The 22,643-nt window shown below is 43.9% G+C and carries 19 protein-coding genes; 9 read left to right on the top strand and 10 right to left on the bottom strand.

Annotated elements, in window-relative coordinates:
- Positions 1–24: 24 nt before the first annotated feature.
- Complete coding sequence (locus EYS00_RS05845; RefSeq protein ID WP_130635635.1) at positions 25–1,017, top strand: GlxA family transcriptional regulator; 993 nt, start codon at positions 25–27, stop codon at positions 1,015–1,017.
- A 200-nt stretch (positions 1,018–1,217) separates the two neighbouring features.
- Positions 1,218–3,491: a TonB-dependent receptor gene (locus tag EYS00_RS05840; protein ID WP_130635634.1), complete on the top strand. Its 2,274-nt coding sequence runs from the start codon at positions 1,218–1,220 to the stop codon at positions 3,489–3,491.
- A 54-nt stretch (positions 3,492–3,545) separates the two neighbouring features.
- On the opposite strand, the gene EYS00_RS05835 is transcribed toward EYS00_RS05840, so the two are convergent.
- The 4 genes from EYS00_RS05835 to EYS00_RS05820 form a co-directional block, all read right to left on the bottom strand.
- A complete protein-coding gene (locus EYS00_RS05835; protein ID WP_242618669.1) occupies positions 3,546–3,899 on the bottom strand; it encodes a hypothetical protein in 354 nt (117 codons plus the stop codon).
- Positions 3,900–4,036: 137 nt separating this feature from the next.
- A complete protein-coding gene (locus tag EYS00_RS05830) occupies positions 4,037–6,139 on the bottom strand; it encodes a prolyl oligopeptidase family protein (RefSeq protein ID WP_130635633.1) in 2,103 nt (700 codons plus the stop codon).
- A gap of 28 nt (positions 6,140–6,167) precedes the next feature.
- Positions 6,168–9,317, bottom strand: coding sequence for an efflux RND transporter permease subunit (locus EYS00_RS05825; RefSeq protein WP_130635632.1), 3,150 nt, complete (start codon positions 9,315–9,317; stop codon positions 6,168–6,170).
- Positions 9,317–10,552, bottom strand: a complete 1,236-nt coding sequence (locus EYS00_RS05820; protein ID WP_130635631.1) for an efflux RND transporter periplasmic adaptor subunit — start codon at positions 10,550–10,552, stop codon at positions 9,317–9,319. The genes EYS00_RS05825 and EYS00_RS05820 overlap by 1 nt, the downstream gene beginning before the upstream one ends.
- Positions 10,553–10,898: 346 nt before the next feature.
- Here EYS00_RS05820 and EYS00_RS05815 point away from each other — a divergent pair, with 346 nt between their 5' ends.
- A complete protein-coding gene (locus EYS00_RS05815; protein WP_130635630.1) occupies positions 10,899–11,207 on the top strand; it encodes an isoamylase early set domain-containing protein in 309 nt (102 codons plus the stop codon).
- A gap of 61 nt (positions 11,208–11,268) precedes the next feature.
- On the opposite strand, the gene EYS00_RS05810 is transcribed toward EYS00_RS05815, so the two are convergent.
- Positions 11,269–12,195, bottom strand: coding sequence for an electron transfer flavoprotein subunit alpha/FixB family protein (locus tag EYS00_RS05810; RefSeq protein WP_130635629.1), 927 nt, complete (start codon positions 12,193–12,195; stop codon positions 11,269–11,271).
- A complete protein-coding gene (locus tag EYS00_RS05805; protein WP_130635628.1) occupies positions 12,192–12,944 on the bottom strand; it encodes an electron transfer flavoprotein subunit beta/FixA family protein in 753 nt (250 codons plus the stop codon). Before EYS00_RS05805 ends, EYS00_RS05810 begins: the two co-directional genes overlap by 4 nt.
- Before the next feature lie 353 nt (positions 12,945–13,297).
- Between EYS00_RS05805 and EYS00_RS05800 the strand changes: the two genes are divergently transcribed.
- From EYS00_RS05800 to fldA, 5 genes are all read left to right on the top strand, one after another.
- The gene (locus tag EYS00_RS05800) at positions 13,298–14,944 is read left to right on the top strand and encodes an electron transfer flavoprotein-ubiquinone oxidoreductase (protein WP_130635627.1); all 1,647 of its coding nucleotides are present in this window, start codon (positions 13,298–13,300) and stop codon (positions 14,942–14,944) included.
- A gap of 99 nt (positions 14,945–15,043) precedes the next feature.
- Positions 15,044–15,439, top strand: coding sequence for an H-NS family nucleoid-associated regulatory protein (locus EYS00_RS05795; RefSeq protein WP_130635626.1), 396 nt, complete (start codon positions 15,044–15,046; stop codon positions 15,437–15,439).
- 73 nt (positions 15,440–15,512) lie between these two features.
- Positions 15,513–16,289, top strand: coding sequence for an alpha/beta fold hydrolase (locus EYS00_RS05790; RefSeq protein ID WP_130635625.1), 777 nt, complete (start codon positions 15,513–15,515; stop codon positions 16,287–16,289).
- A gap of 112 nt (positions 16,290–16,401) precedes the next feature.
- Complete coding sequence (locus tag EYS00_RS05785; RefSeq protein WP_130635624.1) at positions 16,402–16,620, top strand: DUF2788 domain-containing protein; 219 nt, start codon at positions 16,402–16,404, stop codon at positions 16,618–16,620.
- A gap of 48 nt (positions 16,621–16,668) precedes the next feature.
- On the top strand, positions 16,669–17,193 hold the full coding sequence (gene fldA / locus EYS00_RS05780; RefSeq protein WP_130635623.1) for a flavodoxin FldA: 525 nt from the start codon (positions 16,669–16,671) through the stop codon (positions 17,191–17,193).
- A gap of 58 nt (positions 17,194–17,251) precedes the next feature.
- On the opposite strand, the gene EYS00_RS05775 is transcribed toward fldA, so the two are convergent.
- Positions 17,252–19,258, bottom strand: a complete 2,007-nt coding sequence (locus EYS00_RS05775) for a methyl-accepting chemotaxis protein (protein ID WP_130635622.1) — start codon at positions 19,256–19,258, stop codon at positions 17,252–17,254.
- Between the two features lie 386 nt (positions 19,259–19,644).
- On the opposite strand from EYS00_RS05775, the gene fur reads away from it, so the two are divergent.
- Complete coding sequence (gene fur / locus EYS00_RS05770) at positions 19,645–20,073, top strand: ferric iron uptake transcriptional regulator (protein ID WP_130635621.1); 429 nt, start codon at positions 19,645–19,647, stop codon at positions 20,071–20,073.
- Between the two features lie 51 nt (positions 20,074–20,124).
- Here fur and EYS00_RS05765 read toward each other — a convergent pair whose 3' ends face one another.
- From EYS00_RS05765 to EYS00_RS05755, 3 genes are read right to left on the bottom strand one after another with little or no spacing between them, the layout of a single operon-like run.
- On the bottom strand, positions 20,125–20,991 hold the full coding sequence (locus EYS00_RS05765) for an aminotransferase class IV (protein ID WP_130635620.1): 867 nt from the start codon (positions 20,989–20,991) through the stop codon (positions 20,125–20,127).
- On the bottom strand, positions 20,982–21,923 hold the full coding sequence (locus tag EYS00_RS05760; RefSeq protein WP_130635619.1) for a biotin-dependent carboxyltransferase family protein: 942 nt from the start codon (positions 21,921–21,923) through the stop codon (positions 20,982–20,984). Before EYS00_RS05760 ends, EYS00_RS05765 begins: the two co-directional genes overlap by 10 nt.
- Positions 21,916–22,635, bottom strand: coding sequence for an allophanate hydrolase subunit 1 (locus EYS00_RS05755; protein WP_130635618.1), 720 nt, complete (start codon positions 22,633–22,635; stop codon positions 21,916–21,918). The genes EYS00_RS05760 and EYS00_RS05755 overlap by 8 nt, the downstream gene beginning before the upstream one ends.
- Between the last annotated feature and the right edge of the window lie 8 nt (positions 22,636–22,643).

Genomic DNA, 22,643 nt, shown 5'->3' with positions numbered 1-22,643 from the left:
TAAGTAATAAATTGAGTTATTTTTATGAATAGTGAACGGTTTGTAGTAACCATTCTCGGCTTTGAGCACGCATTGTCTTCGGCCATCACAGGCGCCCTCGACCTCTTTGCATTTGCTGGCATTAGCTGGCAACGGATCCACGGACAAACAGCAACGCCAAAATTTAAGGTCCAAGTGGCAAGTGACCACGGTAAACCTTTTGTTTGCTCAAACCAGCTGACTATGACTCCTCATATCGCAATTCAAGACGTGTCACATACCGACATTTTACTTGTACCTACCATTGGCGGAGATATTGATAAAGTGCTCGCTGCTATGCAAAACCAACTGGTTCATATCAGAAGATTACAAAATTTAGGGGCTGATATTGCGGGCAACTGTACGGGTGTATTTGTATTGGCAGAGGCCGGAATTTTAAATGACTTGCGAGCGACGACGCACTGGGGATACGCGGATAAGTTCAAACACTTATACCCGCTGGTTGACCTCGAAAGTGACAAGATGGTTACCGAACAAAATTCTGTGTTTTGTTCTGGTGGTGGTATGGCGTGGATTGATTTAGCACTCTTGCTCATAGAACGTTACTGCGGGCATCAAGTAGCAAGTGACCTTGCCAAGTCACATGTACTCGATATATCCAGGACCAATCAAATGGCTTATGCCAGTAGTAGGCAGCGCAAGTTTCACCAAGACAAAGACATACTCGCCGTACAAGACTATATTGAAGCAAACTATCAGAGCCAGTTAAATCTCCCTTCTGTCGCCAAACGTTTTAACATCACAGAGCGCACACTGCTGCGCCGTTTTAGAGCAGCAACAGACACAACGCCACTGCAATATTTACAAAGTATTAGACTTGAACAAGCAAGAAAGCTCCTGGAAACACCTTCTACGCCCATCGAAACCATAGTCAACTTGGTTGGGTATGATGACTTGAGTTCATTCGCACGCTTGTTTAAGAGAAGAATTGGTGTTCCTCCTTCTCAATATCGCGCCAAGTTCGTCAGAGAGCGTTAAAAAAGTGCAAACAAAGAGTTACCAACTTGGTGCATCGATGCCCAACTGGAAACAAAATGCACCACGATGGTGAATTTAATTTTGCGTTATCTTATTTGTTCTACTAATTATTGTGTACAATCCGGCGCCGCCGGCGTGGCTCATTTACATGCCGCAGATAAAGAAACGACCTTTATTCACTACACACACTCGGTGAACCCATGAGAAAACACAATATTGCATCTCTGGCACTTGCGATAAGTGCAGCACTAAGCACGAACGCTATAGCACAAGAAACTCCCTCACAAGAATCGCCTGCAACACTTGAACAGATTACTGTTACAGCGCAAAAACGTACGCAGTCAATTCAAGAAGTCCCAGTATCAATCGCAACACTCAACGGCGAAAAGCTCGAGAGTTTGTTTGCTGGGGGTGAAGATATTTTAGCCCTTGCTGTGCGCGTTCCGGGCCTTTATGCCGAATCTTCTAACGGTCGTGTTGCACCAAGATTTTACATTCGAGGACTTGGGAACACTGATTTTGACCTTGCCGCGTCTCAACCCGTTTCAATTATCATGGACGAAGTGGTAATGGAAAACGTGGTTCTTAAGAGTTTTCCGTTGTTCGATATTCAACAAGTCGAAGTTCTACGTGGGCCACAAGGCACACTTTTCGGTCGAAACACTACCGCGGGTATTGTTAAGTTCGATACGGTAAAGCCCACACAAGACCTTGAAGGGTATGCAAAGCTAGGGTTTGGTTCGTTCGGTACAATGAACTTTGAAGGTGCTGTCAGTAACGCTCTCACTGATGAACTATCGGCACGTATATCGGTTCTGTCGCAAGAGCGTGATGACTATATTGATAACGCCTACACTGGTGAAAATGACGCTATTGGCGGCTACGACGAAAAAGCATGGCGTTTACAAATGCTTTGGGAACCAACCGCTGACTTTACTGCATTACTTAATGTACACGGTCGTGATTTAGAGGGAACCGCTTCTATCTTCCGTGCAAATATCTTCGATAAAGGCAGTAACGATCTTAATGGAAACTATGATCGCGAAACAGTTTTCTACGATGGCGATATAGACGGAAATGGCGCCGACAACAACCCACAACAATATGAAGGATTTGGTTCGTCACTTAAGCTAACTTATGACATGGAAGGTATGACATTTACCTCTATTTCTGCTTATGAAGAAGCGGAAGGTTCAAGTTTGGGTGATATCGATGGTGGGTTCAATACTCAAGACGGCTCATCGGGTCCAGGTTTTATTCCATTTTCGGCGGTCACCCAAGACAACCTTGACGACTTAGAACAAATCACTCAAGAGTTCAGACTCGCGAGTGATACAGCTGATGCCCTTAATTGGCAAATTGGTGCGTTTTACTACGATGCATCATTTAATGTAACAAGTATCGATGGGTTCTTTGGTGCGACAACGGTTTTTCATGAAAACACTACGTGGGCTGTTTTCGGTCAAACATCTTACCAAGTGAATGAAAAGCTGAACGTTACTGGTGGCCTTCGCTATACACACGATGAAAAATCTCTCGTCGTGGGCGGGCAGAACGTAGACGGATTTGCTGTGGTAATCGGCGCAGCCTCAGTACAAGATTACGAGCCAATCGCCGTAGATGATGGTCAGGTTAGCTTTGAATTGAGTGCGAACTATCGACTAACAGAAGACATGTCATTGTTTGCTCGTTATGCGAATGGTTTCAGAGCGCAAACCATTCAAGGTCGTGATGTAGCTTTTGAAGGTGCACCGTCTGTTGCAGATGCCGAGACAATTAATTCAATTGAAGCGGGAGTTAAATCCGACCTACTCGACGACACATTGCGTTTGAACCTAGCGGCGTTCTACTACACCGTTGATGACATGCAACTCTCTGCTATTGGTGGTGGTAATAACTTTACTGCGTTGGTCAATGCAGACGAAGGTGAAGCGTACGGTTTCGAAATTGATGCACAATGGCTAGCAACAGATGCGTTAACACTGACGGCTGGATTTAGCTATAACCATACTGAAATCAAAGATAACAGACTGACCGTTGCTCCGTGCGGAAGCAACGCAGGCACTGGGTTTGCTGGCAACTGTACCGTGCGAGATCCTCGTCCTGATGGTTTTAACGCGATTATCGACGGCAACCCTTTCCCACAAGCGCCTGAGACTATTTTCAACTTCACAGCACGATATACTATTCCTGCGGGTGAAAATGGCGAATTCTTCGCGTTTACTGACTGGGCTTTCCAAGGTGAAACGAATCTCTTCTTGTATGACGCTGTTGAATTTTCAACAGACGACAACTTTGAAGGCGGATTACGTTTGGGCTACGAGAATTTCGAGCACAATTATACTATCGCGCTATTCGGTAGAAACATAACCGACGAAGACAACGTTAAAGGTGCCATCGATTTCAACAATCTAACAGGTATCGTTAACGAACCTCGTGTCATTGGTGTAGAAGCACGCGTAAACTTCTACTAATACCTTAGTTAACGGAGGTATTGTCATAAAGCCACTTTAAACAAAGTGGCTTTTTTATGCGGCGAGTTTCATATCTTGTTCTCGCCTTCTAAGTAACCCTTCTAACTTTTTACATACTTGCGTCAAGCGAGATACCCGAACATAGTAAACCTGTTCGATAAGTTGCCCTTTTTCATCAAACAGAAACGTCGCTAACCGCCCTTTCTTATTGGGAAGAAAAAACTGGTGGACGCTAAATCGATGAGAAACCGGACACTGCATTACTTTTTGATACATACAAAACGGTAAATTTTCTGCACGTTTATCACCGCCTTGCATATAACCTAAGCGCTGAAAAGCATCTTCTCCTGGCGCGGTGAGTAACCCATATCGCTGAATCAACTGATCGATACCTTTGTGGCCTGTCATAATCCCCTCCAAAATAAACTGCATATATATACAGTTTATTTTAAACCGAATAAAATGCAAGCACATATTTTAATTTGTGCATAAAAAAACCACCCCGCAATTGCGAGGTGTTTTTGGATATTGGAAAGGCTTTACGACTAATTGCTGAGTGCTTCCTCCAAGAAAGCCCATTCATCGGCATATCCTTCAATACGCATCCACGTAGGAGTGCCAGCGCCATGGCCTGCACGGGTTTCTACGCGCAACAACACTGGAGAGGTACAGCCTTGATCAGCCTGTAGCTGCGCAGCGAATTTATAGCTATGCCATGGCACCACACGATCGTCGTGATCACCTGTAGTTACCAGCGTAGCCGGATAACAAACGCCAGGCTTAGTGTTATGCAACGGTGAATACGCATATAACGCTTCAAATTCTTCTTTGTTTTCGCTCAAACCGTAATCTGAAGACCATGCGCGAGCATTAGCACTCGGCGTATGGTACCTAAGCATATCTAGCACACCTACTGCGGGAAGCGCAGCAGCAAACAATTCTGGGCGCTGTGTAATACTGGCACCAACCAGCAATCCACCATTACTTCCGCCCTGAATACCTAAGCGAGACGAGGTAGTGTAGTTGTTATCAATCAACCATTCAGCAGCAGCGATAAAATCATCAAACACGTTCTGTTTGGTGAGTTTTGTGCCTGCTTTGTGCCACTCTTGACCGTATTCACCACCACCGCGGAGATTAGCAATAGCCAGTACATTACCCTGCTCTACCCACACCATTCGTGAGACAGAGTACCCTGGTAACATTGAAATATTAAAACCACCGTAGCCATAGAGGAGTGTTTTGTTGGAGCCGTCTAGTTCCAAGCCTTTTTTATGTACGAGGAACATGGGAACTTGCGTACCGTCCTTGCTGGTGTAGAACACTTGCTTAGTTTCGTATTGCGAGAAATCCACGTTCGCTTCAATGGATCTATAAAGCGAACTTTCCCCAGATTCCACGTCATAGCGATATACAGCGCCCGGATTAGTAAATCCTGTTAACTTGTAAAAGGTAACATTGCTATCATTAGTCCCGTAAAACCCTTGTACTCTGCCAATGTCATCAAAAGTAATGTCCGACGTTTTGTTGCCATTTAGGTCATAAACTTCAACAAGAGACTTAACGTCTTTTAAATACTGAGCGAAAATCGTATCACCGATAATCGTCGCTGAACGAAGCGTTTCATCCTTAGCCGCCAGCACCTCAGACACATTACCAGTGGTCATATCGAGTTTAATGACCTTTCCTGTCGGAGCTTGGGCAGTAGATGTAAAATACAAGTCTTGGTCTACCTGAGAAATCAATGAGTAACGACCATCCCAATTATCAAACAACGCAGTAAGCGTTTTTTCTTCAGTATCAAAGGCGTAAACAGCATTCGCTTGGTATCCTTCAAATACGCTAACAAGAAGAGTTTTGCCATCATCAAGCACGCTGGGGTATGGGTTCCAAGTAGGCTCACTACTAAAACCAAAAACGAGAGAGTCCTCCGATTGAGGCGTTCCTAACTTGTGAAAGTAGATGGACACGGCTTTGCTATCATCCCACTCACCGCTTTCATCTTTGGGATAACGGGAATAGTAAAAACCAGACTCATCAGGTAACCAGGATATGTTTGAAAACTTGATGCCAGAAAGGTTATCAACAAGATCTTCTTTGGTATTTACGTCTCTGACATGAACCGTATTCCAGTCACTGCCACCGTCGGATTTATAGTAAGCGATGAAATTAGCTGAATCGCTAATTTCGTAGCCTGCCATAGACACAGTACCGTCATCACTGAATTCATTGGGATCAATAAGTACTTCTGGCGTTGCATCAATACTATCTGCCACCCACAGTATATACTGATTTTGCAGGCCATCATTGTGAGAATAAAAAAGCTTACCTTCCACCAAATACGGAACTTGGTATTTTTCGTAATTCCAAAGCTCTGTCAGTCTCGCTTTGTAGGCCTCACGTGTTGGCAACATTTCTAAAAAAGGACGGGACAGCGCATTTTGTTCACCTACCCAGCCTTTAACTTCATCGCTATCTTGTGCTTCTAACCAACGGTAGGGATCCGTCACGTCTTGGCCATGATAGTTATCTACCTGGTCTACGGTACGACTTGTAGGGTAAATCCACGTTTCTGAAGGTAACGTCGCACATGCACCTAGCACAGTAGCAATACTCAAACTCAAACCAGCAATCAACTTATTTTTCATAATTAGTTCTCAGTTCATACACCTTGCACTAAGCGCCATCATTCACTGTCGAATCAGTAGTCGTAGGTACTGGCTTTTTCCTAAACACGCCTTTGATGTCATCTAAAATGATATATAAAGACGGCACCAACAGCAGTGTTATCACCGTGGCAAAGAGTATTCCGAACGCGAGTGAGATTGCCATTGGGATAACAATCTGTGCTTGAAGACTCTTTTCAAAAACAATGGGCATTAGACCCATAAAGGTAGTCAAAGAAGTCAAAATGATCGCTCTAAAGCGCTGGGTACCTGCGCTAATTGCCGCTCTCATCAGTGAGTGGCCCTCTGCTCGTGCACGGTTTACAAAATCAACCATGATAAGACTGTCGTTTACCACTACTCCAGACAATGCAATTATCCCGCAAATTGAAAGTACACTAACTGCCATGCCCAGCACCAAGTGACCAATAATTGCACCAACAACACCGAACGGAATTACCGACATAATAATGATGGGTTGGCTGTATGAGCGCAGTGGAATCGCCAGCAAAGCGTAAATAGCAAACAATGCAAATAGTAGCCCTTTGAGTAGGCCCATCATAGCGTCGGCTTGCTCTTTCGAGTTACCTTGCAATTGGAACTCTACATTGGGGAAACGATCCAATAAATCAGGCATGGTGTTATCGATAACGTCCATGGTGATTTCTTGCGGATCCATCAAAGCTTTATCAACTTTCGCGGTAATCGTGACAGAGCGCTTACCGTCTACACGAATAATGGAATCAAACCCCTGCCCCAAGCTAAACGTAGCCACTTGATCAAATGGGACTTCCTGACCGTTTGGTGCTCTAACACGCATGTTTTTGAGATGTTCGATAGAGGTACGCTCAGATTTTGGGTAGCGAACCATCACTCGGATTTCTTCGTCGTCACGTTGAATACGTTGAACTTCAGCACCGTAAAATCCGAATCGTACTTGCTGTCCCAATTGTTGCAACGAAATACCAAGGGCATCGGCCTGAGGTTTCAACGCCAGTTGAATCTCTTCGCTTCCTCCTGAAAAGGTATCATTGATATCTGTCACACCATTATAAGTGCGAAGTTTATCTTTCAACTGGCTACTGATTTCTCGGAGTGACGCTATATCCGACGAGCTAAATTCAAAACTCAAGTCAGAACCACCACCTGGACCGCCCGGAGAACCAATATTCAGCGATTTAACCCCAGGAATCTCGGGTAATTCATCACGCCACCGCTGATGAATTTCGAAATCTGTCATGGTGCGGTTTTCACCTTTGGTGAGCTCAACAAATATTTCACCGCCCAAATCACCATTGTCATAAGCAATGGCATGATTAACTACACGCTCGCCTGTCTCTTCAAATAACTGCTCGTCCATTCTACGCATAGCTTGACGGAGTTCGGTAAGTACAGCGTCGCGCTGAGATAACGAAGAACCGGGTTCAAGCTCAACACTGGCAAACATGAAATCGCTTGGAATATTGGGGAAGAAAACAAAGCGAACAATTCCACCACCAAATAGACCTATGGTCAGTATTAATGCCGCTAAAAATACCGACATTGTGGTGTAGCGATTTTTGATGGCTTTTTCTAGGAACGGAGCATATTTGTTCTCGATAAATGACTTGATACCTTCACTAAAAATATCGCGAAAACGTTGGAAACCATTGGCCTTCTCAGGGTCATAGGGCTTCATATTCATATGCACTAAGTGAGCAGGCAATATAAGTTTGGACTCAACGAGCGAGAACACCAAACAAACTATCACTACCAAACCGATAGTTTTCCAAATGATACCGAAAGGCCCTGACACCATTAGCATAGGCGAAAACGCCGCAATGGTTGTTAGTACCCCAAAGGTCGCTGGCATGGCGACTTTTTTGACGCCACGAATGACATTATCCGCACTGTGACCGTGTTTATCGATCTCTGAATAGGCGGATTCACCCATAATAATGGCGTCGTCCACCACAATACCAAGTACTAAGATAAACGCGAAAAGGCTTAGCATGTTGATAGACAGGCCAATCATATCCATTGGCATAACCAGCAAGGTACCTAAAAAGCACACTGGTAAGCCAACGATAACCCAAAACGCTAGCTTAATTTTCATGAACAGCGACAGTACGATGAAAACCAACAATGCACCAAAGAACATGTTTTCAATCATCATGTTCAGTCTGTCAGCGAGATAAAATGAACTATCCCCCCATGTATCTGCAGTGATATTGGCAGGAAAGCCTGGCTTTACCTCATCGAGATAAAGATTAACTTGCTCAGAAATTTCTAGCGCATTTTGATCACCTACGGCTTGCACTCGCACACTGACTGCCGGTTTTCCATCAAACAATGCATATTGATTGTTCTCGACAAAACCGTCATTGATATATGCAACATCGCCAAGGGTAACTCTAGTACCGTCGGTATTAATGACTAGTGGTATTTGAGCATAGTCCCAACCCGTATAGGCCTGCCCTTTGGTACGCAGTAATATGTCGCCGTTTTCAGTGCGAATTGAGCCACCAGGTAAATCAATGCTTGATTGTGCCAAACGGGCCACTGCATCAGTGAACGTGAGATTGTATTTCTGTAAATCAACTTCAGATAGCTCAACAGAAATTTCGTAATCTCTCGCCCCGACAACCTGTACACTGGAAATTCCAGAGAGATTAGCAATGTCGTCACGCAATGATTTAGCAAATTCTTTCAGCTCTCGTTCTGAAGCATCACCGTAAACCGATATCCATAGCACGTCTTGTTGAATTTTTTGGCGGTAAACCACTGGCTTCTCGGTATCAGCGGGGAAGCTAGGAATGGCGTCAACTTGAACTTTTACTTCATCGAGTAAATCTTGAACGTTGTAATTATCTTCCACTTGAATGGAAACAGTACCCATCCCTTCAACGGCATTAGAGGTGATCTGCTTAATCCCCTGCAGATCCTTGATCGCCTCTTCAACTTTTAAGATTACACCTTCTTCCACTTCCTGAGGCGCTGCGCCCAAATAGGGAACGCGAACGTTAATAACGTTGATTTCAAAGGATGGAAAGACTTGCTTTTGAACACTAGCAGCGCCAAATAGCCCACCAACAATCAATAACCACATGAGTAGATTGGCAGCGACATTGTTCCGCGCAAACCACGCGATAACTCCAGAGTTTGTATCAATTGGACGCATTATTCGTCTCCAGACGTTGATTCATCTGACATAGATACGGACTCTGTATCGTCAGCAACATCGTTCTGCGCTTCAGGTGGTAATTCAGGTGCATCTCCCGGTAAACGCACTTTCATCCCATTGTAAGGGTTAGGTACCGGACTTGAAATAACTAGGTCGCTCGATGCAATGCCTGCACTGATAAATACGTCATCAGTGGTTGTACGAACAACTTCTACCGGTTTTATTGCAATCTCACGATCGTCATTCACGGTAAGAATTGTGTTATCAAACCTCAGCAAACTGCGCGGTAAAACAGTCAAACTGTGTGATTCAGCAGACGTAATCTCTGCCTGAACAAATTGACCAAAACGCAATGGCGACTGGCCAGATGCACCTTGATCATAGGGGTTGAGTACTTCAACAACTGCATAAACTACACGGCTGCTCGCGTCGAGAACCCCTTCGGTGCGAGCTAAGGTACCTTGCCAAAACTGAGTAATTCCGCCCACCGTTGCGCGTAGCGAAACGGAAGGTTTAGCGCTCGATGAATTTACGTCGACGTACACCAAGTCATTGTCTGTAATGGGCAGGCGAACTTCAGCCACATCAGTTGAATAAAGCATAGCCACCGAGGCCCCCACACCAACAAACTGGCCTAAGTCGATGTTACGCTCAACCACGATACCGTTGTAGGGTGCCTTGATTTCGGTACGAGCAAGGTTTCTTTTGGCCCGCTCCAATTTGGCTTTAGCTGCCTTAACATTGGCTTGCTCTTTAGCGAGTTGTGGTTTGCGTAAACCCAACTCTGGTGGTGCAATGCTATTCACCGAGCGCCACTCCTGCTCGGCTACCTTACCCCGGGCGACCTCTTCTTCTAACGCGGCTACCGCTTGCGCCAATTCAGCCTCAGCTAACTGCACATCGGTGATGTAATCATCCTGCTCTAGTACTGCAAGCACATCACCTTGGCGAAACATTCCACCAACGACGAAGTTGTCAGCCAAAGACACGACTCTGCCACTCACTTGTGCACTAAACGCCGTCTTATTCTTGGGAACGACATTTCCCTGTGAGGTGACAACAAAATTGACTGACTGCGAATCAACCGCATTAGCTTCAACAAGAAAAGCTTGTGTCTCAACCGGTATTGATTCGGGAGGTTTTCGAGAGGAAATCATAATGGCGGCAACGACAATTGCTACTATCAAAATGATTAGGGGTATACCACTTTTGACCAAAATAGAGTCTTTCATTCACTGTCCCTTTGAAGTTGCAAGTAAGAAGAGATGACCTGACCTTGCAGTCCTAAACCATACCCACAACTAACACTTATTATTTTCGTTATAAAATACTGGATTAATAACACACTAGTTTACTAATTCCATTTTTATATTGCTTTCTTAAACTTGTTAAAATTTGTGTTTTAACAACTACAGATTCCTAACTGCGGTCAATTTTAAAAAATAATGCGGACAAAGAAAATGTAAGATTGATAAATAAAGCATTTTCGTTGATTATTTGATCATCTGTTCGGTGGCAGATACGACAGAGAAGCAGGCAGTACTGTCGGAAGCATTAAAGTTTAGATGGATATTTATCATGAGTTTGAAAAAGCAATACCTCAAGTCAAAGCCTGTATGTAAAGTCACGTTTCGACTAAACGCAGAAGAAGCGCAGAACGCGGGAACAGCGTCATTGGTGGGCGATTTTACCGATTGGGAAGCGAATTCCCTTCCAATGAAAAAACTGAAAAATGGTGATTTCACGTTAACCGTGGATTTAGAGAAAGACCACGATTACCAGTTTCGTTATTTACTAGACGACGAAAAATGGGAAAATGATTGGCAAGCTGACGGCTACATTCCAAGCAGTGTAAGCTTTGACGACAACTCACTAGTGAGCGTTTAATTGCCAATAAAAAAGGGCAACGCACACACGCTACCCTTTCATTATTGAGTTAGCACCTATTTTACAGTGCTTTTTCTAGTTCTGGTAGAACCTCAAATAAGTCACCTACCAGACCGTAATCGGCTACTTGGAAAATAGGTGCCTCTTCATCTTTGTTGATGGCGACAATCACTTTAGAGTCTTTCATACCTGCTAAATGCTGAATAGCACCAGAGATACCTACGGCAATATACAGTTGTGGCGCAACAATTTTACCTGTTTGACCCACTTGCATGTCATTTGGCACAAAGCCAGCGTCTACCGCTGCACGAGAAGCACCAATAGCAGCACCTAGTGTATCAGCAATGCCTTCAAGCAATTTGAAGTTGTCACCATTTTGCATACCGCGACCACCAGACACTACTACATCTGCAGCGGTTAACTCAGGGCGCTCTGATTCAGTCAACGCTTCTGATACAAACGACGATTTAGTGTTTTCCTTAACGTCAGTCAAGGAGAAAACTTCCGCCGAACCACCACTTGCAGCAGCGTCAAAAGAAGCAGCGCGCACAGTGATGACCTTTTTACTGTCTGAAGACTGAACGGTAGCAATCGCATTACCTGCGTAAATGGGACGAACGAAAGTGTCTTCGCTTTCCACGCCAATAATGTCTGAAATTTGTGCCACATCAAGCAAAGCAGCAACACGAGGCATAAAGTTCTTGCCCGTTGTAGTCGCGGCAGCTAATAAATGACTGTAGTCTTCCGCAAGCGATAGCACTAAATCGGCTGTATTTTCGGCCAATTGATACTTGTATGCAGCATCGTCTGCCAAAAGTACTTTCGCTACACCATCAATCTGAGCAGCTGCGTCTGCCACCGCTTGGCAGCCTTCTCCAGCGACTAGTACATGGATGTCGCCGCCCATTTGCTGTGCTGCATTGACTAGCTTCGACGTTTCAGGTTTTAAGCTAACGTTGTCGTGTTCTGCATATACGAGTACTGTCATGAGATCACCTTTGCTTCGTTTTTAAGTTTTTCTACAAGTTCAGCCACATCAGCCACTTTTACTCCACCCTCGCGCTGAGCAGGAGGTGTCACTTTCAATACTTGAACGTTTGAGGTTAACTCAACGCCATAATCAGCTGCAGGCTTAACCGCTAATGGTTTGCGCTTTGCTTTCATAATATTGGGTAAAGATGCATAACGAGGTTCGTTCAAGCGCAGGTCAGTAGTTACCACCGCAGGAAGATTAAGTGCGACAGTCTGAAGACCACCATCGACTTCACGGGTAACGTTAACGGTTTCACCGTCAACAGAAACTTCAGAAGCGAAGGTTCCTTGTGGCATGCCTGTTAGCGCCGCTAACATCTGCCCAGTTTGGTTGTTATCAGAGTCAATACTCTGCTTACCCAGTATTACCAGCTCAGGCTGTTCCTCTTCGACAACCTTTGTGAGTAATTTCGCGATTTGTAATGAGTCAAGCGCTACGTCTGTATCAACTTGAATACCGCGGTCTGCACCTAAGGCAAGTGCTGTGCGAATTTGTTCTTGGCAGCTCTTATCGCCGACTGAAACAACGACAATCTCGCTTGCCACACCCTTTTCTTTAAGGCGCACAGCTTCTTCAACTGCAATTTCACAGAATGGGTTAATTGCCATTTTGGCATTGGTAAGATCAACGCCAGAGTTATCGGCTTTTACTCTCACCTTTACGTTGTAATCGATCGCGCGTTTGACCGGTACGAGTATTTTCATAGTTACCTCAATGGTTGAGTTCCACGGGAATAATGCGTTGCTCTTGTGTCCATTAGCAATCGCCTCCGCTACATCTGAGCCTTTTAACAATAGTATGAAGATTAGCGTTATGCTTAACCTGTTATTAACTAAAATAAGGTTCAGTGATTCGGCTTTTACGCCGCCTTAAGTTAGGCTTTACCGCCTGTAAAGATTGACGTAAGCGTAAACTGCCGAGCAATTTACTTACAGTTGACGTAAACGTCAACCTAGATTACCTTTCAGGTCATCAATTAATTTACATCTTTTTGACACTGTGCATCATTTGTTTCATCAATAGTGCACTATAAAAAAACAAATATAAGGAGCTTCCCGTGGAACGAGAATCGATGGAGTTTGATGTAGTCATCGTCGGTGCTGGCCCTGCTGGGTTATCAACCGCTTGTAAGCTGATGCAGTTAGCCAATGAGAATGATCAGGAGCTAATGGTTTGCGTAGTTGAGAAAGGCTCTGAAGTCGGTGCACATATATTGTCTGGTGCAGTCTTTGAACCTCGTGCAATGAACGAACTCTTCCCAGATTGGAAAGAAAAAGGCGCGCCGTTAAAAACTGAAGTTACCGAAGACCACATATACCTATTAAAGGACGATGCTACAGCTAAACGCCTACCTAACGGCATCACGCCAAAAACTATGCAAAACCACGGGAACTACATAGTTTCTATGGGTAACGTATGTCGTTGGCTTGCTGAACAGGCAGAGCAACTTGGCGTTGAGGTATTCCCAGGATTCGCAGCAGCCGAAGTTATCTACAATGATGATGGTAGTGTTGGTGGCGTGCTCACTGGCGATATGGGTGTAGGAGCGGATGGTCAGCCTAAAGACGGCTATATGCCAGGTATGGAATTGCGGGCCAAGTACACCGTTTTCGCAGAGGGCTGCAGGGGTCATTTAGGTAAAGAGCTCATCAGCAAATTTGAGCTGGATAAAGACGTATCGCCTCAGCACTATGCTATCGGTTTTAAAGAAATTTGGGACATAGACCCGGCAAAACATCAAGAAGGTTTAGTCGTACACACCGCCGGCTGGCCATTAAATGATGCCACTGGCGGTAGCTACCTGTATCACGCAGAAGACAACCAAGTATTCGTCGGCCTTATTGTAGATTTAAACTACGAGAACCCGTCATTAAGCCCATTTGACGAATTTCAGCGCATGAAACACCACCCCGTATTCAAGCAGTACCTTGACGGCGGTAAGCGTGTCTCCTACGGTGCAAGAGCCATTGCAAAAGGCGGCTTTAACTCGGTTCCCAAAATGACCTTTCCCGGCGGATTACTCGTTGGATGTGATGCTGGTACATTAAACTTCGCAAAAATTAAAGGTAATCATACCGCAATGAAGTCGGGAATGTTGGCGGCGGAGTCAATTTTTGAAGCGTTATCACAGAACTCAGAATCAAATGCTGAACTAGCTTCGTTCACCGAGAAATATAAATCGTCTTGGTTGTACGACGAATTGTATCGCTCAAGAAACTTTGGCCCAGCAATTCACAAATTCGGTAATTTCTGGGGGGGTGCATTTAATACGTTTGAACAGAATTTTTGTAATGGAAACTTGTTCTTTACATTAAAAGATGATCATCAAGATTATGCACAATTAAAATCAACGCAAAGCTCGGTAGAAATTAACTATCCAAAACCTGATGGGGTTTTAAGCTTCGATAAACTATCTTCAGTATTCTTGTCTAATACTAACCACGAAGAAGACCAACCTTGCCACTTACAGTTAAAAGATGCGTCTATTCCAATTTCAATCAACTTACCTAAATACGGAGAACCAGCCCAGCGATACTGCCCTGCTGGAGTGTATGAAGTAATTGAAGAAGAGGGAAATAAGCGCTTCCAAATTAATTCGCAAAACTGTGTACACTGTAAAACGTGTGACATAAAAGATCCGTCACAAAATATCAGGTGGGTGGTTCCTGAGGGTGCCGGAGGTCCTAATTACCCTAACATGTAATATTGAGAAGCGGAGTATTTAGTATCTCCGCTTTTTTTTTAATAAATTTATTCACTATTATTTGAATCATCGAATTCACGATAAACGTAAGGTTATTAAATGAGCGAATTTTTAGATATTTTAACCCATGGAAGACGTTTACAAGGTTCAGTAAAGGAATTATCAATCGCCGAACTAGAGGCAGTTCAAGAAAAATTAGCTTCAATTATTGAGAAGCGAAAAGAAAAAGCACTAGCATTAGAAAAAGCAGAGCAAGAAAAACGCGAAAAACTCGCCGACATTCAAAAACAAATGGAAGAAGCGGGTCTGAATGTTGAGGACCTACAAGCACTCAGTGCCTCGCCTGTAAAAAAAGCAGGTAAAAAGCGCCCAGTGAAATATAAAATCACTGATGACAGCGGCACAGAGCACCCTTGGACAGGTATTGGAAGAATGCCTCGAGTTTATAAAGCTGCCCTTGATGCAGGCAAAACATTAGAGGATTTTGCGGTATAGTATGTAAGCTAGTTGGCGTTTAATCATAACGCCAACTCACTCATCTTCTCTCAATTAATTACGGATTTTTCACGTGTCGCTCCACCATTCTATATCTATTTCTCCCACAAACGCGCAAGCGCCCTGGCTAGTATTGATTCACGGTTTGTTTGGTAATGCAGATAATCTGGCTGTTGTAAAAAGGCACTTTGCGACTCAATACAACATTGTCAGTGTGGATCTGCCTGACCATGGTCAATCAGACTGGTCGAACGAATTTACACTGGATGATGCAGCAATAAAATTGAAGTCATTATTGGATACGTTAAGTATTAGTCGTTGTGCAATATTAGGACATTCTCTGGGCGGCAAAGTTGCCATGCTCTTTTCACTAACGCATCCTGACAATGTTACTAAACTCATCGTCGCTGATATAGCTCCGGTAAACTATACCCATAGGCATCAAGCAGTTTTTGATGGCTTAACCGCAGTAACCCTCGAAAGCTTGGAGAGCAGAAAGCACGCGGATCAATTAATGTCTCAGCACATTGTTGAGCCAGGTGTTAGACAGTTTTTATTGAAGAGTCTATATCAAGACGAAAACAAAGCTTGGCGCTGGCGGTTTAATTTGCACGGTCTTATTGAAAGCTACCCGAATATCATTAGTTGGCCTGACATTAGCCTATCTACCCAATGCCCGACCCTGTTTATTAAAGGTAATGATTCAGACTATATTTTGCCTGAGCACAGATCATCGATTGCAAAGCATTTCCCCAAAGCCAAAGCACACGTTATAGAAGGTACTGGTCATTGGCTACATGCGGAAAAACCTGCGGCCTTTAATCGAATTGTTGAAAACTACTTGAAGTAAAATAGCCGCTAAATACAAATGAATACTATTACAATATTTTGAAGTTTTAGGCATTCAGCTAAACACCCAAGTTGTGTTATAGTTCCGCCAGTTTTTTTTCAGTCTTAACTCCATGCTAGCAGAAAACTTCGAACTCATTGAATCGGTAATGCTTTACGGCGGTTTGTCTATCCTCTTTGCCTTAATGGCATTCGCGGTACACGACGTACTAACGAAAAACGACGTTCCACTTGTTGGACGTGTAGTTACTTACGGCGTATTAGGACTTGGTGCTATTGGCTTTTTGGCAAAAGGCATTATCGAGTGGTTTTGGCTTAGTAGTGGTGTGTAGCAGTCATTGTAATAATGACGCTAAATATACGGTGAATAGAGGTTAAATATGGCAAGCGTTGGCCTGTTTTTCGGAAGCGATACGGGTAATACCGAACATGTTGCAAAGATGATTCAAAAAGAATTAGGTAAGCAACTTATTGATGTGAAAGACATCGCAAAGAGTAGTAAAGAAGATATTGCTGCATTCGATCTTCTTATTTTTGGTATTCCCACTTGGTATTATGGTGAAGCGCAATGCGACTGGGATGACTTTTTTCCTGAGCTAGAAGAGATCGACTTTAACGATAAGCTTGTCGCTATTTTTGGTTGTGGTGACCAAGAAGATTATGCCGAATACTTCCTAGACGCTATGGGCATGATCAGAGACATCGTAGAAGCTCGTGGAGCGATCTTGGTAGGACAATGGTCTACTGAAGGCTACGACTTTGAAGCATCAAAGGGCATGGCAGATGACACGCATTTTGTTGGACTAGGTATTGACGAAGATCGTCAACCAGAGTTAACCGATGAGCGTGTAAAAGCATGGTGTAAGCAAATTAACGAAGAACTTTGTTTAGCTGAACTCGCTTAATTCCTACCGTCAGGGTGCTTGATTGCGAGCACCCTAATTAATCCTTCTCCCGCAGTACCTACAGTTTAAAACGCTCTACCGCTTTTCGTAGACTCTCTGTTTGCGCGTCTAGCTTTGTCGCAGACTCATTGGCCTGTCGAGTGCTTTGCGCACTGGAATCCGCAAGCTGCACAATGGTGTTTAAGCTCTTCGCAACGTCCGCCAACAGCACATCCTGCTGTCTAGTATCGCTTACAATAGTTTCATTGATTTGGCTTAGATTATCGATAATTTCTTGAATCTGAACCATCTGAGAAGCAACTTCTTGAGTCACTTCTACACTTTGCTTAGCCTGAGTTTCTCCATGCTTGATTGCTGAAACGGCCTCACCTGCATCCTTTTGTAAATTGATGATCATAGATTCTATTTCTTCGGTAGAATTGTGCGTCCGATTCGCTAAGGTTCTTACTTCGTCTGCTACCACAGCAAAACCGCGCCCTTGCTCCCCTGCTCTAGCCGCTTCGATGGCAGCATTGAGCGCTAGCAAGTTAGTTTGCTCGGCAATATTTTTGATCACGTCAAGAATGCTACCAATACTTCTAGAATTATCGTCAAGACGATTAATGATCTCTGCAGACATCTCAGCTTGCTTAGCCTGATTGTTTACTTGCTGTCGATTTTGTTCGACTAACCTACCAATATTTGAACTTTGCTCGCGTACATCTTTTAACGCTTGCATGGCCGATTCAATCTGCGAGAGGTTACTCTGACTGGTGGCTTGAACATTTTGGGTATTCAACGATGTTTGCTTTACTTGCTCACGTTGCTCATCAACATCCCGTAGGCTCTGTTCCCCCAACGATAAGCTCTCTTTGGTAATGTCAATCAAGCGAGACTCTTGATCAAGTATATTGCCCACCAGCTGACGCAATCCGTCGGTTAAATGATTCACTTTCTCAGACAACGCCGAAAACTCATCATTGCCCCGTTGTGGAAGCTTTCTGCTGAGATCTCCTTCACGTAACTGAGATAAGCCTCGATTTATTCTGAACAAAGGTACGGCGATGCTTCTAGTCACAGCAATAGCCAAACCTGCGGCAGCAATTAACCCCACGCCTGCGACCAGTAAGTTCTGCAAAAGGCTGCTTTGTACTGTCTCAACGATGGCATTCTGACCTTTTACCGAAGAAGTCTGTACGTTGTCAGATAGCTCACCAATCAGCTGAAGGGCGGCAGTCAAAGCGTTGTTGCCTTCATTTTTTGTATTAATGCTCTGTTCTATTTGATTTAACTTTTGATTTTGTAACGCAACAAGACCTGAGCTTTCCATTAGAAGAGACTGAAGTAAGTCGAACTGCTCATTGAACGCTTCAACAGTGCCGCCATCGTCTACCCGCTCAGCCAGGCGATTTACGTAATCTTTGTCGACGGTTAAGTTGCTCATCTGATATTCGATATCTTCAATAATCCCACGCGTAGATTCGCGATCTGATGACTCTGCTAGCTCGGATATTGACGTGTTGAGAGTGAGCAGTTTGTTGTCTATGTTGGTTCCCGCGCCAATAAGGGTATCTAGGTCTGGACTATCTGAATCAAGGTATGACAGATCAAGCATCAAAGCACTCGCTTCATCTGAAGCCATTAATAGTGTCTCTAGTTTCTGGGAAATTTCTAATTCTAGGGTCAGTCGTTGTTGAATGGCTTCATACATCAATTGACTATTAGTGATGTAACTACGACTAGCATCTGCAGCACTAGCTGCCTTTGCATTATCGGAAAGGAGCACTAATAAACTGTCTATGTCACTCAAGAATGACGTTGAAATATCAGTAAACTCTTGTTTGTTTCTATCAAGTGATTCAGGAGACTCTTCATGAAATGCATTGGCAGTAATCACCGCGAGGGTCAAAACTTCGGTTTTTACCTCTACCATTTTCGTCTGAATTGGTAAAAGTCTGGATACAACATCTTCAGCGGAGGTCCGAATATCCTGCAGTCCAAAGTATGAAAGTGCACTAGTGAGCAGCAGTAAGCACCCAAAAATACCAAATCCAAACTTTATCTTATTTACAACAGTTAACTGCATAATCACGTCCACTGAATACAATTGGATGGAAAAATATGTTCTAGACTTAGTTTAACAGTGTGTAAATTTATTGTGTATTCCCTTTAAAAATATACGCTTAATAAATAGCCTCAATTTTTAGCCCAACTACTCATCGGGCCAGTTACAGCAAGGCCTCAAAGGGACACGGAAAATAAAATTTTTTTTGGCCAATAACTAAAAACATCATTGACTTGACTAAATTTAGTACAAAACACCTACAAATGTTAATGTTAATACATCGGTTGCTACGCTGAAAAATTTAGCCAAACTCAATAATTTATAAGTAATCTCGACGAGTTTTACTTTCAAATCTGTTTCAGTTACCTATAATAACCCCCATAAGCTAACAGCCATTTCTGGTACACATGGATCAAAATAAAGAACTTAAAAAGGCAGGACTCAAAGTTACCCTTCCTCGTCTTAAGATATTGCAAATCTTGCAACAGCCTGAAAACCAACATATCAGTGCTGAAGACGTTTACAAAATATTGATCGACCAGGGCGAAGAAATTGGTTTAGCCACCGTTTATCGTGTACTTAACCAATTTGATGACGCAGGCATACTGATTCGTCACCATTTTGAAGGCGGTAAATCAGTGTTTGAAATCAGTCACAAAGATCATCACGATCACCTCGTATGCTTGAAGTGCGGAAAAGTGATCGAATTTGAAGACGACATAATCGAAGAACGTCAGGAATTGATTGCAAAACAGCACAATCTCAAGCTTACCCATCACAGTTTGTATCTTTACGGCGAATGCACAAAAGAAAATTGTGAAAACGACAACAGCTGAAACAAATACTAGTTCGATAAGCCGAGCAATTGCTCGGCTTTTTTATTGTATTTAGGCAACAAACTTATGTGCATGATAGGCAGCGATAGCGCGTTCCCACATGTCGCCAATCCTACCATCGCCAATACTTCGACCCTCGACCTCTACTACTGGTGCAATTTCTTTGCTCGATGACGTAAGCCACACCTCATCTGCGCCAAAAAGTTGCTCTGTGTTAAAGGCACGTTCTTCGATAGTTAAACCTGCTTTTTTGAAAGACTCAATCGCGATATTTCGAGTAATGCCCGGTAACAGTTCATTGCTTAATGGCGGCGTATAAATCACCTCATTTTTTACTATAAATACATTGCATGAACTCGCCTCTGTCACTTCTCCCTTTTCATTGTGCAAAATGGTTTCGTGATTACCAGATGCTTGACCTGCCTGAAAATGGAGAACGTTACCCAACAGTGCAGTTGATTTAATGTGACAACGTCGCCAGCGTTTATCTTCCTCAAGAAACGCCGTTAATGGTTTAGCTGCAGCTTTTGAACTTGGCTGAGGTGGTGAAATCTCAAAGGTAAATGCAAACACCGTGGGCTTAACACCATCAGGAAAGCCATGAAAACGCTTGGTATCGGCGCCTCGCGTAACATGAAGATAAATACCAATATTTTCACTATTGTGTACCGTGCTATTCTTTTCTAACAGCTCAGTAAACAGCGATTCCCATTCGCTATTTGAATAACTATTGTCAATTTGTATGGCTTGTAGTCCGTCACTTAAACGGGAGAGGTGCCCTTTCATTCCCACCGCTTTTCCACTGTACGTAGGAATTACCTCATAAATGCCATCACCAAACAAAAAGCCTCGGTCGAGTGGCGAAATTGACGCAGATGCTAATGGCATAAACTGTCCATTTAGGAAGGCTATAGACATCCAAATTCTCCTATTAAATTTTTTCTCTTTGCGAGGTGCAAAAGGTATTTAGCTCTCGCATTATTCATATCTATTTGACGAAAGGTAACCGTTTCGCCGGGGACCGACTGCGCTAAACGCCCAATATCATACGCCGCTACTGTTCCGATTTTGGGATAGCCTCCCAAGGTTTGTCTATCACGCATCATCACAATGGGTTGACCATCAGGTGGACATTGGATATCCCCTAAATTGATGCCTTCAGATCGGAGATTCTTGAGTGAACTCACCACCGAAGGGCCCGACAATCGGTACCCCATACGATCAATATTGTTGCTCACAGTATAAGTACTATTGAAAAACGTACGTTGACTCCCCCCAGAAAACGCCGCATGCTGATAGCCCAAGATTACGTCAATAGGTGTACTTAGCGAGTAATTCGGTGATATCGATTCAGCTTCAACGTGAGCTGTAATGTTCAATGTCGACGATTTTATGTCAATTCTATCATCTGGCTGTAGTGGTGAGCCGTCACCCCTCAATCCACCAAGGCTCTCTCTGGTAACGGTACACGCACTACCAATGGCTGAAGGTACATTCCAAATACCATTGACAGCCAAATAACTTCGCGTGCCCAGCGGAGAAGACTCAAACTTCAGTGTGTCACCTTCGTCCACTGCTATCGGCTGCCAAGTATCAACGAGTTTATCGTTTACCTTGGCAACAACGCCTCGCCCCGTGACGGAGACTATGCCTGCCTTTTCTATTGATAAAGTAACAGCCCCTATTACCTCTAACTGTGGTGTTGATGGGCGATTGCCAACCATATAATTACCCCACCAATATGCCTCGTCATCCATAGGGCCTGACTGACAAAAACCATCGCATTGAACACCCCGACGGCCACTGTCAACAATGATACTTCTCAATCCACTATCAATAAGCTTAATCATCGCAATATGCCTGGTACTCTTGCTCGGTTATTGGGTAAAACTCCACAGTATCCCCCACGCTCAACAAGGCTTGTAATGAGAGGGTTCTTGAATCATCTTCCCCATTGATATCTGCAAAGGTAAGTGACGCTGGGCACAGACCAAGTAAATTCCAACCACCAGGTGATACTGAGGGATACACCGCCGTTTGACGATCCGCAATTGCCACCGCCCCCTGAGGAACCTTAACCCTAGGGGTCGATAACCTTGGACACGCCAAGGGTTCGGGCGTATCGCCTAAGTAACCAAATCCGGGAACAAACCCAACGGCAAATACCTGATACGCACACCCACTATGTAAACTGATAATTGTGTCAAAACTAAGGCCAGTCTGTGCAGATATAATGTCAAAATCTGATGCTTTTGGGGCGTTGTACCAAACGGGTAGCTTGTGATGTTTAGCGTGTCTATGCTGACTGTTGTCGTCGACCACCATGTTGCTCAAAAATTGATAGACATAGTGGCTATCTACTTGAATGACATCAAATACAATCAGCAAACTATTATACGACGGCAGAATCTCTGAAACCCACGGAGGAGACGCATTTTTTACAGCACTAACGAATTGACTAACACGCTGGTTCTGCTCCACGCTGGTGGCGCCACTAAAATAGAGTATTAAGCCATTTATTCCCGCCGGAGCAATACCACTTACGTAGCCAAACGGACGCATGCAACAAA

Origin of the sequence: Alteromonas sp. KUL49, assembly GCF_006538345.1 — a bacterium.
GTDB lineage: Bacteria > Pseudomonadota > Gammaproteobacteria > Enterobacterales > Alteromonadaceae > Alteromonas.
The sequence above is the reverse complement of the archived record's forward strand: the minus strand, read 5'-3'. Positions and strand labels throughout refer to the sequence as shown.